This window comes from Acetobacterium sp. MES1, assembly GCF_002237635.1.
In the GTDB taxonomy this organism is placed as follows: domain Bacteria; phylum Bacillota; class Clostridia; order Eubacteriales; family Eubacteriaceae; genus Acetobacterium; species Acetobacterium wieringae.
Window position 1 is genome coordinate 77,134 of sequence record NZ_MJUY01000004.1, and the last position, 16,685, is coordinate 93,818.

General features: G+C 44.8%; 11 protein-coding genes, 5 tRNA genes and 1 rRNA gene. 15 read left to right on the forward strand and 2 right to left on the reverse strand.

The window, feature by feature from the left end:
- Positions 1–225 precede the first annotated feature (225 nt).
- From BI182_RS01285 to BI182_RS01310, 6 genes are all read left to right on the forward strand, one after another.
- Positions 226–1,443, forward strand: a complete 1,218-nt coding sequence (locus BI182_RS01285) for a Tm-1-like ATP-binding domain-containing protein (RefSeq protein ID WP_070370179.1) — start codon at positions 226–228, stop codon at positions 1,441–1,443.
- Positions 1,444–1,456: 13 nt separating this feature from the next.
- Positions 1,457–2,284 (forward strand): phosphoenolpyruvate hydrolase family protein, encoded by an 828-nt coding sequence (locus tag BI182_RS01290; protein ID WP_070370180.1) that lies wholly within the window; start codon positions 1,457–1,459, stop codon positions 2,282–2,284.
- A 211-nt stretch (positions 2,285–2,495) separates the two neighbouring features.
- Positions 2,496–4,028: an FGGY-family carbohydrate kinase gene (locus tag BI182_RS01295; protein ID WP_286804985.1), complete on the forward strand. Its 1,533-nt coding sequence runs from the start codon at positions 2,496–2,498 to the stop codon at positions 4,026–4,028.
- A gap of 56 nt (positions 4,029–4,084) precedes the next feature.
- Positions 4,085–8,320, forward strand: coding sequence for a 2-hydroxyacyl-CoA dehydratase (locus BI182_RS01300; protein ID WP_286804989.1), 4,236 nt, complete (start codon positions 4,085–4,087; stop codon positions 8,318–8,320).
- Between the two features lie 295 nt (positions 8,321–8,615).
- On the forward strand, positions 8,616–9,311 hold the full coding sequence (locus BI182_RS01305) for a winged helix-turn-helix domain-containing protein (protein ID WP_276495648.1): 696 nt from the start codon (positions 8,616–8,618) through the stop codon (positions 9,309–9,311).
- A gap of 9 nt (positions 9,312–9,320) precedes the next feature.
- Complete coding sequence (locus BI182_RS01310; RefSeq protein WP_286804992.1) at positions 9,321–11,072, forward strand: sensor histidine kinase; 1,752 nt, start codon at positions 9,321–9,323, stop codon at positions 11,070–11,072.
- A gap of 161 nt (positions 11,073–11,233) precedes the next feature.
- On the opposite strand, the gene BI182_RS01315 is transcribed toward BI182_RS01310, so the two are convergent.
- Both BI182_RS01315 and BI182_RS01320 read right to left on the reverse strand, forming a co-directional pair.
- Positions 11,234–11,770: a Gx transporter family protein gene (locus BI182_RS01315; protein WP_286804994.1), complete on the reverse strand. Its 537-nt coding sequence runs from the start codon at positions 11,768–11,770 to the stop codon at positions 11,234–11,236.
- Positions 11,770–12,114, reverse strand: a complete 345-nt coding sequence (locus tag BI182_RS01320; protein ID WP_070370185.1) for a NusG domain II-containing protein — start codon at positions 12,112–12,114, stop codon at positions 11,770–11,772. The genes BI182_RS01315 and BI182_RS01320 overlap by 1 nt, the downstream gene beginning before the upstream one ends.
- A gap of 141 nt (positions 12,115–12,255) precedes the next feature.
- Between BI182_RS01320 and BI182_RS01325 the strand changes: the two genes are divergently transcribed.
- From BI182_RS01325 to BI182_RS01365, 9 genes are all read left to right on the forward strand, one after another.
- Positions 12,256–13,326, forward strand: coding sequence for an FAD:protein FMN transferase (locus tag BI182_RS01325; RefSeq protein WP_084633488.1), 1,071 nt, complete (start codon positions 12,256–12,258; stop codon positions 13,324–13,326).
- Positions 13,327–13,395: 69 nt separating this feature from the next.
- Positions 13,396–14,553 carry a M20 metallopeptidase family protein gene (locus BI182_RS01330; protein ID WP_286804997.1) on the forward strand — a complete coding sequence of 386 codons (1,158 nt, stop codon included), beginning with the start codon at positions 13,396–13,398 and terminating at the stop codon, positions 14,551–14,553.
- 15 nt (positions 14,554–14,568) lie between these two features.
- Positions 14,569–15,312 carry a class I SAM-dependent DNA methyltransferase gene (locus tag BI182_RS01335; protein WP_286804999.1) on the forward strand — a complete coding sequence of 248 codons (744 nt, stop codon included), beginning with the start codon at positions 14,569–14,571 and terminating at the stop codon, positions 15,310–15,312.
- A 74-nt stretch (positions 15,313–15,386) separates the two neighbouring features.
- Positions 15,387–15,462: transfer RNA gene (locus tag BI182_RS01340), tRNA-Val, on the forward strand.
- Between the two features lie 13 nt (positions 15,463–15,475).
- Positions 15,476–15,552 (forward strand) — tRNA-Asp (locus BI182_RS01345).
- 490 nt (positions 15,553–16,042) lie between these two features.
- Positions 16,043–16,118, forward strand: a tRNA-Phe gene (locus BI182_RS01350).
- 9 nt (positions 16,119–16,127) lie between these two features.
- Positions 16,128–16,202, forward strand: a tRNA-Gly gene (locus BI182_RS01355).
- A gap of 9 nt (positions 16,203–16,211) precedes the next feature.
- A tRNA-Cys gene (locus BI182_RS01360) sits at positions 16,212–16,285 on the forward strand.
- A gap of 256 nt (positions 16,286–16,541) precedes the next feature.
- Positions 16,542–16,685, forward strand: a 16S ribosomal RNA gene (locus BI182_RS01365); the annotation flags it as partial.

The following is a 16,685-nucleotide window of genomic DNA, read 5'->3' on the forward strand; positions in this document are numbered from 1 at the left end:
TTTACTCGATTTGAGAAAATATTGCCCAGTTGATATTTTTATGGGAAATCACTTGCCCATTGATTCATTTTTAATGGCGGCAACAGCGGATTTGAGCGTTTTAATTTTTGGCATAAACCTTGCGTATTTAATGAATTAAATTCAAAGCGACTTAATAAAAAGAGATTTGTTCTAAGCAATTACAAATCGAATAAGTTAAGTAAAAAATCTCAAGGGGGGCATGGAATGAAAAACGTGTTAATCGTCGGAACCTTTGATACCAAGGGTCATGAATTCCAGTTTATTAAGGAATTGATTGAAAAGCAGGGCTTAAGTACCACCACGATCAACTGTGGGGTGATGGGCGAGCCCTTATTTGAGCCGGATATCACCAGTGAAGCGGTTGCTATCGCCGGGGGATCATCTCTTGATGAGTTGCAACAGCAACATGATCGCGGCTTGGGTATTGACGTGATGATGGCCGGGGCTGCAAAAATTACCAGAGAGCTGTATGACCAGGGTAAGGTTGACGGCGTCATCAGTCTGGGGGGATCAGCCGGAACCACCATTGGTACCTTTGCGATGCGAAGTTTGCCTGTAGGTGTGCCGAAGATTATGGTTTCTACCGTGGCTTCAGGTGATACCCGTCCCTATGTTGGTGAAAAAGATATCACAATGATGTATTCAGTGGTCGATATTTCCGGGATCAACAGCATCTCCAATCATATTCTGGCCAATGCCGCCAATGCGATCGCCGGGATGGCCAGTTTTGATATTCCTGAGCTTAAGGAAGAAAAACCCTTGCTGGCAGCCACCATGTTTGGGGTTACGACGCCTTGTGTTACCACGGCTAGAGAATATCTGGAAGATCAGGGCTATGAGGTGCTGGTATTTCATGCCACCGGTGCCGGCGGGATGGCTATGGAAAGTCTGATTGAAGCGGGCTTTATCAAAGGCGTATTTGATGCCACAACCACCGAGTGGTGTGATGAGGTAGCTGGCGGGGTCTTCACAGCGGGGCCAACCCGACTGGAAGCGGCTGCCAAGGCGGGAATCCCCGAGGTCGTTTCGGTGGGGGCACTCGATATGGTCAATTTTGGGGCCATTGAAACCGTTCCTGAAAAATATAAAGATCGTAACCTCTATAAACATAATGCCAGCGTTACCCTGATGCGAACCACCGTAGACGAGTGTTCTCAGATGGGCAAAATCATTGCCAGCAAGTTAAATATGGCCACCGGCCCGGTTGCTTTGTTTCTTCCGCTAAAAGGAGTTTCTGCCATTGACGTGGAAGGCGCACCGTTCTATGGTCCGGAAGAAGATGCCGAACTGTTTGCCCAATTGCGGGCCAACATCGACGATCAAGTCGAACTGGTGGAAATGGATACCGATATCAACGACGAAGCCTTTGCTCTGGCAATGGCAGAGAAACTGATTACGATGATTGAAAAAAAGAACGCATAAAGGAGAAACTAACATGGCAATAAAACGAGAAGAAGTATTAAGACGGCTAAGAGAACAGGAAGCTAACGGAATTTCGGTGGTTGGCGCTGGAGCAGGAACTGGGATTTCGGCCAAATGCGCTGAAGCTGGTGGTGTTGATCTGATTATTATCTACAATTCCGGCCGGTATCGGATGGCTGGCCGGGGTTCTTTAGCCGGGCTGTTATCTTATGGCGATGCCAATGCCATTGTTATGGACATGGCCCGAGAAGTAGTAACGATTGTAAAAGATACGCCAGTTCTGGCCGGGGTCTGCGGCACCGATCCGTTTAGAGATATGGAGATGTTTTTAAAACAGGTTAAAGAAGCCGGCTTTTCCGGCGTGCAGAATTTCCCGACCGTCGGCTTAATTGATGGTGTATTCCGTCAAAACCTGGAAGAAACCAATATGGGCTATGATCTGGAAGTGGAGATGATCAGGAAAGCCCATGAGTTGGATCTGGTCACGACTCCCTATGTTTTTAATGTCGAAGAGGCCGAAAAAATGGCCAAAGCTGGTGCCGATGTACTGGTTGCCCATATGGGACTGACCACTAAAGGGAGCATCGGGGCCGGAACTGCAAAAACCCTGGACGACTGTGTCAAGCTGACCCAGGAGATCTGTGACGCTGGCAAAGCCATTAATCCGGACATTATGGTCATTGTTCACGGTGGCCCGGTGGCTGAACCGGAAGATGCCAAGTATGTTCTTGATCGTACAACTGGCGTTTGCGGCTTCTTTGGCGCATCCAGCATCGAGCGTCTACCAACCGAAATTGCCATCACCAAACAGGTTAAGGATTTTAAAGACATCAAACTGTAAAATTAATTATAGGTAAAAGTAATTGACATTGATAAAAGAAAGCACATACTGTACATAAGCACATGATGTAACAATTGGTCGGTACGGTACTTATGCAATAAACCAGGCGTTGAATAAAAAGTAAACTCTTTTTATTCAACGCTTTTTGTTTTACACTTTCAAACTATTTGGTATAATGATACGAAATGAGTTGATGTCGGGAGAATGGATTTTGGACAACACAAAAAGCATGCAAAATAAGAATTCAGTGTTAACCATCGATTGCGGCACCCGAGGACTTCGGGGCATTATTTTTGATGAGACCGGTAATGAGTTGGCTAAAAGCGAAGAATTATTCAAGGGCTATTATTCGAAACATTTCCAATGGAAAGAAGCTGCGCCAGAAATGTTCTGGAAGGCCCTGGTTAAAGTGATTTCGGAGCTTAAGGAAAACGCACCGGCGCTGTTTTTGACCATTCGGGGAATGACGGTGTCTTGTCAGCGGGATGTGATCACGGTGGTGGATGAAAGTGGTGAGCCGCTGCGCAATTTTATCAGTTGGTTGGATCGCCGGGAATTAGCCGAACCGCTACCCTATCCCTGGCCCTATGCGCTGCTCTTTAAATGTATTGGGTTTAGCACCTACGCCAAATCCTTCAGTCAAACTGCTCATGTCAACTGGATCAAGATGCAGGAACCGGAGATCTGGGCCCAAGCCTACAAGGTCGTTTTTCTTTCGACCTATTTTTTGAGTCGCTTGACTGGGAAACTAGCTGACAGTCGTTCCAACACTGCCGGTCATCTGCCCTTTGATACGAAAAAGAAACAGTGGTGTGGCAAGTATAACGTCAAAACGCAGATTCTTCAGGTTGAGCCGGAAAAATGCTATGAGCTGACCGACTCCTGCGAAATCATCGGATATCTGACGGCAACTGCCGCTGCAGTCACTGGCCTGCCAGTGGGTTTGCCGATTGTCGCTTCAGGGACGGATAAAGGCTGTGAAACTCTTGGTGTCGGGGCTTTGACACCGGAGGTCGCCAGTATTTCTTTGGGTACCCAATCAACGGTGGAGGTGACCACAAAAAAATATGTGGAGCTCTATCCCTTCTACCCTTCCTTTGCAGCGGTGGAAAATGACGCGTATAATCCCGAAGTGACTATTTATCACGGATTTTGGATGGTCGATTGGTATATCCGGGAATTTCTTGATCAGTCTGATCCCCAAGCGATTCATGAGGTTTTGGAGGGCTATCTGGAGACGACCCTGCCAGGAGCGGATGGCCTGGTTCATCAGCCCTATTGGGGTCGCGAAGCCTTTCGGCCGGAAGCCCGGGGAACCTTTATCGGCTTTAGTGAGGGTCATGACAAGCGACATATTTACCGGGCCATCATTGAAGGTCTGGGCTACGCCCTGCTGGAGGGGGTAAAACGGATTGAACGCAAAACAAAAGTTCCAATTCAGGCTGTCGGACTATCCGGCGGGGGCTCCCGCAGTGATGGGGTGGCTCAGATCATGGCCGATATTTTTAATCGGCCGGTGTACCGGGTTCAGACCTTTGAGACAACTGGTTTAGGCGCCGCCATCGCCACCTTTGTGGGCTTAAATCATTATCCGGATATTCACACTGCCAGTGCGGCGATGATTAGAAAATCCCGGGTTTTTGAACCCAACCCGGAAAATGCAATAATCTATACAGAAATTTATAGTAAATTATATAAGCAACTATATCGTCGGGTTAAACCCTTATATCAGTCGTATGATTAAATTCAGATGATCAAACGTTAAGAACCGACGGGTTAGAGAAGAGGTCATAAAATAAAATGAAAAGCAATTATAAAATGGGCATCGACATCGGCTCCACTACCATTAAGGTGGTGGTGATTGACACAAAAAACGAAATCATCTTTGAAGAATACCGGCGTCATTTGTCAAACATCAAGGTCACCATCATCAATCTCTTAAAAGAAACATATCAAAAACTGGGCGATTTACAGACCCGGGTTTGTGTCACCGGTTCCGGCGGGCTGATGATCTCGCAATGGCTGGGCATTCCCTTTGTTCAGGAAGTAGTCGCCAGTACGCTGGCAGTGGAACGGATTATTCCCAAAACCGAGGTGGCCATTGAGCTGGGTGGTGAAGATGCCAAGATCACTTTTTTTTCCGGTACCATTGAACAGCGGATGAATGGTACCTGTGCCGGGGGCACCGGTGCCTTTGTTGATCAGATGGCAACGCTTTTAAAAACCGACGCTGAAGGACTCAACGAATTATCCAAAACCCACACCATGATTTATCCGATTGCCTCCCGCTGTGGGGTTTTTTCGAAAACCGATATCCAGCCGCTGATCAATGAAGGGGCAGAGAAAGCCGATATTGCCGCCTCTATTTTTCAGGCGGTGGTCAATCAAACAATCAGCGGCCTGGCCTGTGGTCATCCGATTCGTGGGAATGTGGCTTTTTTAGGGGGGCCACTCTATTTTCTCTCGGAACTGCGACAGCGCTTTATAAAAACCCTGAAACTGACTGAGGAGCAGATTATTTTTCCGGAAAAATCCAATCTCTTTGTTGCCATGGGGGCGGCTTATTCGGCAGAAAAAGAAGTGCCAATGAATTTTTCTGATCTGGTTGAAGCAGTGGAAAATCTTGATGCCGTATCAGAAAATGAAGTCGGTCGGCTGGCGCCGCTGTTTCGTTCACGGGAAGAATTGCAGCAGTTCAAAGAACGACATGATCACAACCAGGTTGCCAAAAGAAATTTGCATGATCATTCGGGTTGCTGTTTTTTAGGAATCGATGTGGGTTCCACCACTACCAAGGCGGTTGTCATTAATGGTGACGGCGCTCTTTTGTACAATTACTATGGTGGCAATGAGGGCAGTCCGCTGGCTCAGTCGATCAAAATTATCAAACAAGTCTACGGCTTGCTGCCAGCTGATGTCTATATCGGTAAGTCAACGGTTACCGGTTATGGTGAAAGTCTGATCAAAAAAGCCTTAAAAATCGATATCGGCGAAATTGAAACCATTGCCCACTATAAGGGAGCCAAATATTTTTGTCCAGAGGTTGATTTTATTCTCGACATCGGTGGTCAGGATATGAAGTGCATGAAGATTAAAAATGGTACCATTGACAGTATCATTCTCAATGAAGCCTGCTCATCGGGGTGTGGTTCATTCTTAGAAACCTTTGCCAAATCTCTGGATCTTGACATGCAAGCCTTTGTTGATGCTGCCTTGATGGCAGAAAACCCGGTGGATCTGGGCACCCGCTGCACCGTTTTTATGAATTCCAAGGTCAAGCAGTCCCAGAAGGAAGGGGCTGAAGTCGGAGACATCTCTGCCGGTTTGTCTTATTCGGTTATCAAGAACGCTTTGCAGAAGGTAATAAAAATTCATAACCCCAAAGAACTGGGTGAACATATCATTGTTCAGGGGGGCACCTTTAATAATCTGGCGGTGCTGCGGACTTTTGAAAAGATCACCGAAAAAGAGGTTATCCGTCCGGATATCGCGGGCCTGATGGGCGCCTTTGGTGCGGCTTTGATTGCCCGGGAAAATTATGTCGCCGGGGAACGCAGTAATCTTCTGGATTTGGAAGCGCTGGACGATTTTGCTGTGGAAGTCGGTCACAAACGCTGCGGCGGCTGCAGTAATAATTGTCTGCTGACGATTAACCGCTTTAACGACGGCAGTCGTCATATTACCGGAAACCGATGTGAGATTGGCGAAGGGAATGTTAAAAAGAATGCCGACCTGCCTAATCTTTATCAATACAAGTATCAGCGGATCTTTAATTACCCTTCGTTGTCTGAAGAGAGAGCACCCCGGGGGAGTATCGGGATCCCCCGGGTGTTAAATCTCTATGAAAATTATCCCTTCTGGCATACCTTTTTTACTCATCTGGGCTATCGGGTGGTGTTATCGCCGGAATCCAATCGCAAGATTTACGAAAAAGGCATGGAGAGTATTCCCTCGGAGTCGGTCTGTTATCCGGCAAAACTGGCCCATGGCCATATTCAGGCTCTACTGGAAGCGGGCATTGGCCTGATTTTCTACCCGTGTATTCCTTATGAGGAAAAAGAATTTGAAGATGTTGATAACTGGTACAATTGCCCGATTGTCATGTCCTATCCGGAAACCATCAAGCATAATCAGGATGATGTTCAGAAAGACGGCATTACCTTCTTGAATCCGTTTTTACCCTTTGACAATGATCAGCGTCTGGAAGAACGGCTGGCTGAAATCTTTGGTGTCTACGGCATTAATCGGCAGGAAATTGCTGTTGCTATGAAGGCGGCCATTGCTGAGAAAGAAACCTTCCGTCGGGACATGGAGAAAAAAGGTGAAGAGACCATTGCCTATTTAAAAGAAACTGGGCAAAAAGGTATTGTTTTGGCGGGTCGGCCCTATCATATCGATCCGGAGGTCAATCATGGTCTGGATCATATCATTACCGGCCTGGATATGGCGGTACTTACCGAAGATGCCATTGCCCATCTCTATCAGCCTAAAGCAGATGAGCGTTTTCGGGTTCTGGATCAGTGGAAATACCACAGCCGCTTATATAAGGCGGCCGAGGTGGTCAACCAACATGATTTTCTGGAACTGGTGCAACTGACCTCCTTTGGCTGTGGACTGGATGCGGTGACCTCGGAGCAAACCCAGGAAATCCTCGAAAGTCATGGTAATATTTATACTCTGATTAAGATTGATGAGGTCAATAATCTGGGGGCCATTCGGATTCGGATGCGATCACTCAAAGCGGCGATGATCGAGCGCGAGAAAAATAGTATTGTGGTAGCACCAACCCCGATGAAACAACGGGTGGTCTTTACCAAAGCGATGAAAAAGAAACACACCCTGCTGGCGCCGCAGATGTCCCCGATTCATTTTGACTTTCTGGAAGAGGCCATGGAGAAATATGGTTATCATATTGAAGTGATGCCCAGCGTGGATAATGCTGCCATTGATGAAGGCTTAACCTATGTTAATAACGATGCCTGCTATCCTACCATTATTACTACCGGGCAGATTATGGCCGCCCTGAAATCAGGAAAATATGATCTTAATAATGTATCGGTATTGATGACTCAGACCGGAGGACCCTGTCGGGCCTCCAATTATGTGGCATTTATCAGAAAAGCTCTGGAATCAGCGGGAATGTCTCAAATTCCGGTAATTTCCCTGAGTGCGATTGGTTTGGAAAAGAATCCCGGGTTTAAACTCAGTCTACCACTGCTAACTCGATTGTTGGTGGGAATTGTCTATGGCGATCTGCTGCAACGGGTTGTCAGTGGCACGAGGCCTTATGAGCTCCATCCCGGATCAACTGAAGAATTATACCAACATTGGCGCAAAAAAATAAAAGCAGGCATGAAAAACGGAAATCTCCGGGATTTCAAAGAAAACGTCCGGGCGATTGTCAATGAATTTGATGCCCTGCCCCGAAGCGACAAAAAATTGCCCAAGGTGGCCATTGTCGGTGAAATTCTGGTGAAATACCATCCTACCGCCAACAATAACCTTCAGGCCGTGCTGGAAGCCGAAGGGGCCGAGGTGGTGATGCCAGACCTGATGGACTTTTTCCTCTACTGTTGTTACAACCAGGTCTTTAAATATGAAGAATTATCCGGTAAAAGGAAATCGATGAAGAGTGCCAAACTGATTATTCAGTTGCTGGAGTATTCCCGAAAAAATATGAAAAGTGCGCTGGAAGCAAGCACCCACTTTCATGCGCCGTCAACCATTGAGAAGAAAGCAAAAAAAGCCCAGGAACTGATTTCCCTGGGGAATCAGGGTGGAGAGGGCTGGTTTTTGACGGCGGAGATGATGGAGCTGATTGATGATGGGGTCGAAAACATTGTCTGTGTCCAGCCCTTTGCCTGTTTGCCCAATCATGTCATGGGAAAAGGAATGATCAAACCGATCCGTCAAAGATACCCACTGGCAAACATTGCCCCGATCGACTACGATCCCGGTGCCAGCGAAGTCAATCAACTGAACCGCATCAAACTGATGATGGAAACGGCCAAGCGGAATCTGGATCGGAAGAGTTAGCACTAAAAAAGAGAAAGACTGGCTTGATGGCCAGTCTTAATTTTTTGCAAAAAAAAAAGAACCGTTTCAGAAGAAACAGCTCGTTTTTCTAAATGAAAAAGGGGAGTAATTCATTTAGCGATAAAGGATTATATGTGATAAATTCATTATATGAAGAAGGAACAAAGAATACAATCATTATTTTTTCTATAACGTTTTCAGAATTATGTAATAGTTTACAATTTAATCAAAAATTTACAGAACAGAATTTGCGGATGTGTTATAATTTCATTACACAAAAAATGAAGGAGTCATGATGAAAAAAATACTGATAATCGAAGATGAATTAAATATATATGAACTGATTAAATTTAACCTGGAAACGCATGGGTTTGAAGTCGACGGCGTTCAGGATGGCGGCGAAGCCATTGCAAAGATATTGGAAGTATTGCCGGATCTGATCATTCTGGATCTGATGTTGCCGGGAAAAGACGGCATCAGCATTTGCCGGGAGATTCGTGCCAATAACGTTATTTCCTACATTCCGATTATTATGCTGACAGCAAAAAGTGAGGAATTCGATAAAGTACTGGGGCTTGAAATTGGCGCCGATGACTATATTACCAAGCCTTTTGGGGTCAAAGAACTATGTGCCCGGGTTAAGGCGGTTTTAAGACGGACGGAGATTCTTTTATCCAAGGAGGATGAAGCCATTGTGGTAGGGGATCTTCAAATCGATCCCAAGGCGTTTGAAGTTTATCAAAATGGGGAGAAACTGGCCTTAACCCTTAAGGAATATGAACTGTTGGTTTTTTTGGCCAAACACCGGGGTCAGGTCTTGACCCGGGATCAGCTGCTGGATCAGATCTGGGGTTTTGACTATTACGGAGAAACCCGAACCGTGGATGTCCATATCCGCTATTTAAGAAAAAAAATTGAGGAACAATCTGAAGATGGCAAAAAATATATCGAAACCGTCCGGGGGGTTGGCTATCGCTTTATTGAAAAATAGGAGTCTACAATGAAGAAACGTCTGTCTATTTCACTGACTGTCATTATCATTGTCAGTATCACGATCTGTGGCTTGTTCACGACGATCAGCTATCGTCAAAGTTATTATGCCGACACTGAGAATAACATCAAAAAGAGCAGTAACTATATTATGAATTACCTGTTACCTGACTTTCTGGAAACGGGAAACAAAAAAAATTTGGATAATTTTGCTCAAAGTACCAATGTGCGGATGACAATTATTGACACCCAGGGGGATGTCATCTACGAATCCGTTCAAGGTTTGGGCGCACTGGAAAACCATAAAAATCGACCGGAAATCCATGGCGCAATGGCTGGCCAACAAACGACTGAGGTGCGATTCTCCAACACCATAAAAGACGAAATGATCTATGTCGCTACCCCTTATTTTGATGAAGATAAGGAAGTAAAGGCGGTATTACGAATATCCATGCCGGTTAATGCCATGGATGATGCCATGTTTGAAATGATCAACAATATTATTTTTGTGATCCTAACAACAATCATGGCGACGACCCTGTTGATAAATTACTTTATCAACAGGGAAATGAAACCACTGGAAGAAGCTTCCGTTTTTGCCAGAGAAATTGCCTCAGGCAAATATGGACAGCAACTGACCATGATTCGTGAAGATCAAATCGGAGAGCTGGTGGAATCGCTCAATCAGATGTCAATCCAATTGGACAACTCGTTTACTGAGATGAACCAGAAGAATGCCGAGCTTACGGCGATCTTGTCCAATATGAATCATGGGGTCATTGCAATTGATAAAAAGAACCACATTGTCCATTTAAACGAAGCGGCCCGGAAGGTCTTGCGGATTCCCAGAAACGAACATGTGATTGGACATAATATTCTGGAAGTTTATCGGGAGTCTTTTATTCTGGAACTGATGAATTATCTGGAGAATGATCCTAGCGAAAAATTGAGCTTTGAATCACGGATTCATTCAAATCAGATCTTGCGGGTTTATATTAACCATATCGAAGAAAATAATAGCATCAACGGTCATATTATTATTTTTGAGGATATCACCCTGTTGAAAAATCTCGAAAAAATGCGCCGGGATTTTGTTGCTAATGTGTCCCATGAGCTTAAAACACCGATTACCACCATCAAAGGTTTTATTGAGACCATTCAAGTCAACCACATCACTGATCCGAAAACTCTGGAACGATTTTATTCGATTATTTATGAAGAGAGTGATCGCCTCAGCCGCCTGGTCAGTGATATTCTGGTTTTATCGCAACTGGAAAACAAAGGCGGATTTGAAAGACGGTTCGAATTGCTGCATATTGATATGGAAATCAAGCAGATTTTTGATATTTTAAAGTTGAGCGCCGAAGCAAAGTCCATGGCCTTGGAACTCAACAGCCAAGAATCAATTGAATTGGAATTTGTGGCAGATGAATTCCGGCAGATGATGATCAATCTGATCGATAACGCCATTAAATATTCAGAGCCAGCCAATCGGGTGGAGGTTACCCTTTCGGAACAAGATGAAGTGGTCACTATTCAGGTGCGGGATCATGGCTACGGGATTCCGGAGAAGGATGTAGACCGGATTTTTGAGCGGTTTTACCGGGTGGATAAGAGTCGCTCCAAGGAGAAGGGCGGCACCGGTCTGGGACTGGCCATTGTTAAACACATCGTTCATAACAATCGTGGTACGATTGCTGTGTCGAGTCAGGTAGGCGAAGGAACTGAATTTAAGATTAGCTTGCCGAAATATAAAGATTAACAATGGTTGCCGTTAAACACCCGTACCGATCAATTGTTAATCTGTTGTTCGCTGCGGAATCGGACAGGCGCTGCCGTGTCCGCTCCGATGCGTACAACATGATATAACAATTGTCGGTACTGCTTTATTGCTTATTAAAACAGCCGGTCAGATTCGACCGGCTATTTTTTTTGAGGCAGGTTCAGTTTTGAGAAGATGGTGGTTTTGCCAAGCAGACGCATCAGCTCCCGGGCAGTGACACCGATAAAAATTCCGGTGGGAATGGCCAGTACCATCAGGAATAGAAAATAAAGCAGCAGGCTGGTGGTTTGCACGACAATGGCAGCCACGATGACCTGACCGAGATTGTGTGTAATGGCCCCGAAAACACTGACCAGGATAATTGAAATTTTGTCTTTAAAAAAGTGCAAAAGCAAGCTCATGACCAGCAGACTTAAGAGGCCGCCGCCCAGACTGTAGACAATCGAAAAGCCGCCGCCAAAGAGGAAACCCGATAAAAAAATCCGGGCGATCACTACCAGCAGGGTTAGCGGCCAACCCAGAGTCAACAGCGAGACCAGGGTAATAATATTGGGCAGGCCGATTTTGGCTCCGGGAATCGGCAGTGGCAGAGGAATCAAGCTTTCAATATAACTAAGAATCAGCGCCATGGCCACATAAAGACTGAGAATAACCAGTCGGTAGGCTTTTGAAGTCATCAGGAGTCACCAGTGATGACTTCCACAACCAGTTTGTGTGGCAGACAGACAATGGTTTCCCCGGGGCTGGAAATAGGATAGGTTTTGACACAAATATGGTCGGGACAGTCGGCCTCCACCATTTTGGCAGTGCCGTCAGAAATTTCAAGTGTATTAAAACCGGTTGCATCAGTAAAGATTTCGGTGCGATCTTCAGAAAGTGGGAAAATGCCAATAACCTCGCCCTGACGGGTGACTCGAACCGAAAGTGGAGAATCGGTTTTATTGATTAAATAAAAAGCGGCAATGCCGATTAAACTGACGGCAAGTAAGCCGACAATGATGATGATTTCATTTTTTTTCATGGAAACCTCGTTAATTTTTAATAAAGAACGCTCTTATTTTATCTGAAAAAAACCGGATGGTAAAGTCTTTACCATTTTTTTATGCTTTTTTTCAGAGTCTTTGGTATAATACATATATTTGTTAAAGGAACGGGTGTATAGATGAAGCAAATCAGCAGAAAAAATAGGGGATGGAAAATTACTGCAACAGGGATTGTTTTTTTACTTCTGGTCGGAGGTTTAACGGGCTGCGATCAGAGAAAAACAGTGTCCCGGAGTGATTTTTTGCTGGATACCTTTGTTAGTATCACCCTTTATGGGGAGTCGGATGAACAATTGCTTGATCAGCCATTTGAACGAATTGAAGCATTAAACAGCAGTCTCACTGCCTTTGAAACTGGCAGCGATCTGGGACTGATTAAAGAGAATGCCGGGATCAAGCCTGTTACTGTGTCCGAGGATACTTACCGCATCATTGAAAAGAGTCTGGAATACTCTAAAAATTCCGGTGGATATTTTGATGTGACCATCGGTCCGCTGGTTGATCTCTGGGGGATTCACTCACCAGAAACCAAAGAAGCCCCGACTCAAGAAGCAATTGACGCCACGAAAGCCAAAACCGATTATAAGAAGATAATCTTAAGTCCAGATGATCAGTCAGTTTATTTAACCGAAGCGGGGATGGCAGTGAATCTAGGGGCGATCGCCAAAGGTTATATTGCCGATGAGGTGATGGCGGTTCTTAAATCTGAAGGGGTGAAGCATGCGATTGTTAATCTCGGTGGGAATGTGCTGGTGATGGGAGGAAAAGCTGATAACAGCGATTTCGGGGTTGGTGTTGAAGATCCCAGAAATCCAGGAAATGGATATTTGGGAGTATTATCCATCAAGGATGGATCGGTCGTGACTTCGGGGGATTATCAGCGCTATTTTGTGGATGCGGCCGGAAACAAGTACCATCATATTCTTGATCCCTTTACCGGCTATCCCGCCAACTCGGGGCTGATTCAGGTCACTGTGGTTACGAATGCCTCCATCGATGCGGATAGCCTATCGACAACGCTGTTTTTATTGGGCTTGGATGAAGGGCTGAAGAAAGTTGAAGCACTGCCGGATGTGGAGGCGATTTTTATCACCAGTGAAAATAGGATTGTGGTTACCAGTGGTTTAAAAGACAGCTTTGTGTTTGATCAAGCGAATTATGGCGATACCTACACCATCACTTTCCGCTGACCATTTTGTGAGTTTGACAGGAGTGCGATGGCGGTAGGCGTAGTAATGAATGAAAAAAGAAGGGCAAGAATGGAAGTTAGTGAGCAATTAAAAATTTATCAAGATGAAGCAAGTAAACTGCGGCGGGATCTCCATCGGATCCCCGAAGAGGGTTTTGATTTACCGAAAACTCAGGAGTATTTGATCAACTATCTGACAGACCTGGGATACCAGCCGGAGAAAGTCTGTGAAACGGGTCTTGTATTATATATTAACGGACAATGCGATAACGATGCGATTGCCTTTCGAGCCGATATGGATGCCCTTTGCATTCGGGAAGAAGCCAATCACGAATACATTTCGAGGCATCCCGGATGGATGCATGCCTGTGGACATGACGGACATATGACGATGAATCTGTTGCTGGCAAAATATTTGGCTGATTTTCCCGAGCAACGAAAAAGAAGTGTACTGCTTATTTTTCAGCCCGGCGAAGAAGGGCCCGGGGGAGCAAAACCGATGATTGATGCCGGGATCTTTAACAAATATCCGGTAAGAGCGATTTTTGGTTATCATCTGTTTCCCTTTATTGAAGAAGGTAAACTGGCAACAAAAGCCGGGCCGATGATGGGTCAGAACAGTGAGTTTTTTATCACTGTGCATGGGCTCAGTGGTCATGCTGCGGAACCACAACGGTCAATGGATGCCATTGTTGCCAGTGCGTCATTAATCACTTGTTTACAGAGTATCGTCAGTCGGAACACCAATCCCATGGAAAGTGTGGTGATCTCAATTGGCTTACTCAATGGGGGAACCCGGGTAAATGTTGTGGCCGATCAGGTTAAGCTGGGCGGGACGATCCGTTCATTTAGTGAAAAAAGCCATCAGAAGCTCCATCGGCGGATCGAGGAAGTTGTCAAAGGGGTTGAACTGACCCACGGCTGTCATATTGAGCTGGAGTTTGTTGAAATGTACCCGCCAGTGATTAACGATGAACGGCTTTATGAGATTTTTAAAGAGCAGATCCCCCAGGAAAACCGAGTTCGATTTCGAAAAGTCATGTTATCTGAGGATTTTTCGTTTTTTCAGAAAGAAGTGCCGGGTTTATACATCGGCTTAGGAACTGGCAACGAAGAAAAAGGATTTAACAAAAATCTGCATACAGCAGACTTCAATTTTGACGAGCAGGTCTTATTAAGGGGCCTTGACACATCACTACAAATGATCAACTACTCAAAAAAATACTAACACAGGAGAACAAAAATGTACGAAGAATTTGCACAGGTTTACGATGAATTGATGAAAGAAATTGATTATACAAAATGGTCTGATTATATTCAGCGGTTATTTTTAAACAGCAAACGTGAAATAAAAAATGTCATGGAATTTGGCTGTGGCACCGGAAACATCACCTGCAATTTGGCCCAGGCTGGAATCAACATGACTGCAGTCGACTTATCCGAAGCGATGCTGACCGTGGCGGATGAAAAAGCAGATCGGATGGGGCTTAAGAACATCCAGTTCTACTTAGGCGATATGAGTAATTTCCAGATTAATCAAACCTTTGATGCCGTTATTTCCTGCTGTGACAGTGTTAATTATTTATCCGATCTGGCAGCATTACAGAGCTTTTTTCTAAGTAGTTATGAATGTCTGGAAAATGAAGGGATTTTGCTTTTTGATGTCAATACAGTGACAAAATACAAAAAAACCATTATGGATAATACCTATGTCTATGATTTGGATGATATTTTTTGTGTTTGGGAAAATGAGCCACATTTTGACGAAAATGCCATGCATTTCAATCTGACATTTTTTGAAAAGAATAAAAATGGCACCTATAATCGTCATGAGGAGACCCAGATACAGTATTTCTATACCATTGAAGACATTCATCGCTGTCTGGTCAACATTGGCTTTAAGAACATGAAGTATTATGATTTTGGAACCTTTATGCAAGGCAGCAATGAAGGAGAACGGATTCAGGTGATTGCCGAAAAAAGATAAAATTAAAAAAAACGATAAAAATGGTTGACAATTAGTTTTTACTGCCGTATAATAACGCTTGTATCTCAACTGATGGTCGCATAGCTCAGCTGGGAGAGCACCTGCCTTACAAGCAGGGGGTCACAGGTTCGAGCCCTGTTGCGACCACCATTTTTATACATGCGGCCTGGTAGTTCAGTTGGTTAGAATGCCAGCCTGTCACGCTGGAGGTCGAGAGTTCGAGTCTCTTCCAGGTCGCCATAAGTATTATCCCAATTTCTTTCAGAAATTGGCCGGAAGTTGAGCACAAGCGAGACGACAGTGATAATACTTACGCATTTTGATAAGCAGAGAACCAAAAATGCACGAACGTAGTGAGTGAACATTTTTGTGTGAATCGCTTATGCAATTATCGACAGTTTGCTTCCTTTAAATTATAATAAGGCAAAATAGGAGATAATTGTAAACCATACGTGAATAGTAATTCACTGCTGCCCCAAGGTTAATGGAGTTCTCCGATTATTGGGTGATTAACCACGGCGTGGCAACGTTATGCGTCGAACTTTAAACGTTTAACACAAATAAAAACAAACAGCCTATATTATTATTTGCCCAGATAGCTCAGTCGGTATAAGTAGAGAACCAAAAATGCACGAATGTAATGAGTGGACATTTTTGTGTGAATCACTTAGTTAGGCAGACAAATGTGTTGCCGAAACGATTGAAGACGAACAAGCCTTTTTTATTACACGCCCAGATAGCTCAGTCGGTAGAGCAGGGGACTGAAAATCCCCGTGTCGGTGGTTCGATTCCGCCTCTGGGCACCACCATGATTAGCGGAAGTGGCTCAGTGGTAGAGCATCGCCTTGCCAAGGCGAGGGTCGCGGGTTCAAATCCCGTCTTCCGCTCCATTTTGATCAGGCGCCATAGCCAAGTGGTAAGGCACGGGTCTGCAACACCCTCACCCCCAGTTCAAATCTGGGTGGCGCCTCCAAAAAAACAAAAAAATAGCTTGACATTTAAAAGTAACGACGGTATAATTTAAAAGCTTCGTAAGTGGGAGCGGCGGTCATAGAAAAGAGAATAGTACCATAAAACCTGTAAAACAGCCAAAACATCCGCGAGGATGAATGAGGCTAAATAGAAACAGAGAGATGAACTCTATAAAACATTAACTCGGTAGAGTATAAAATACGCTTTATTCAAAATGAGACAGCATTTAAAAGCCTAACAGCTTTAAATACAAACTTTTTATTGAGAGTTTGATCCTGGCTCAGGACGAACGCTGGCGGTATGCTTAACACATGCAAGTCGAACGAGACGAGATGGAATGACCCTTCGGGGGAATGAAATCTTAGAAAGTGGCGAACGGGTGAGTAACGCGTGGGTAAAGT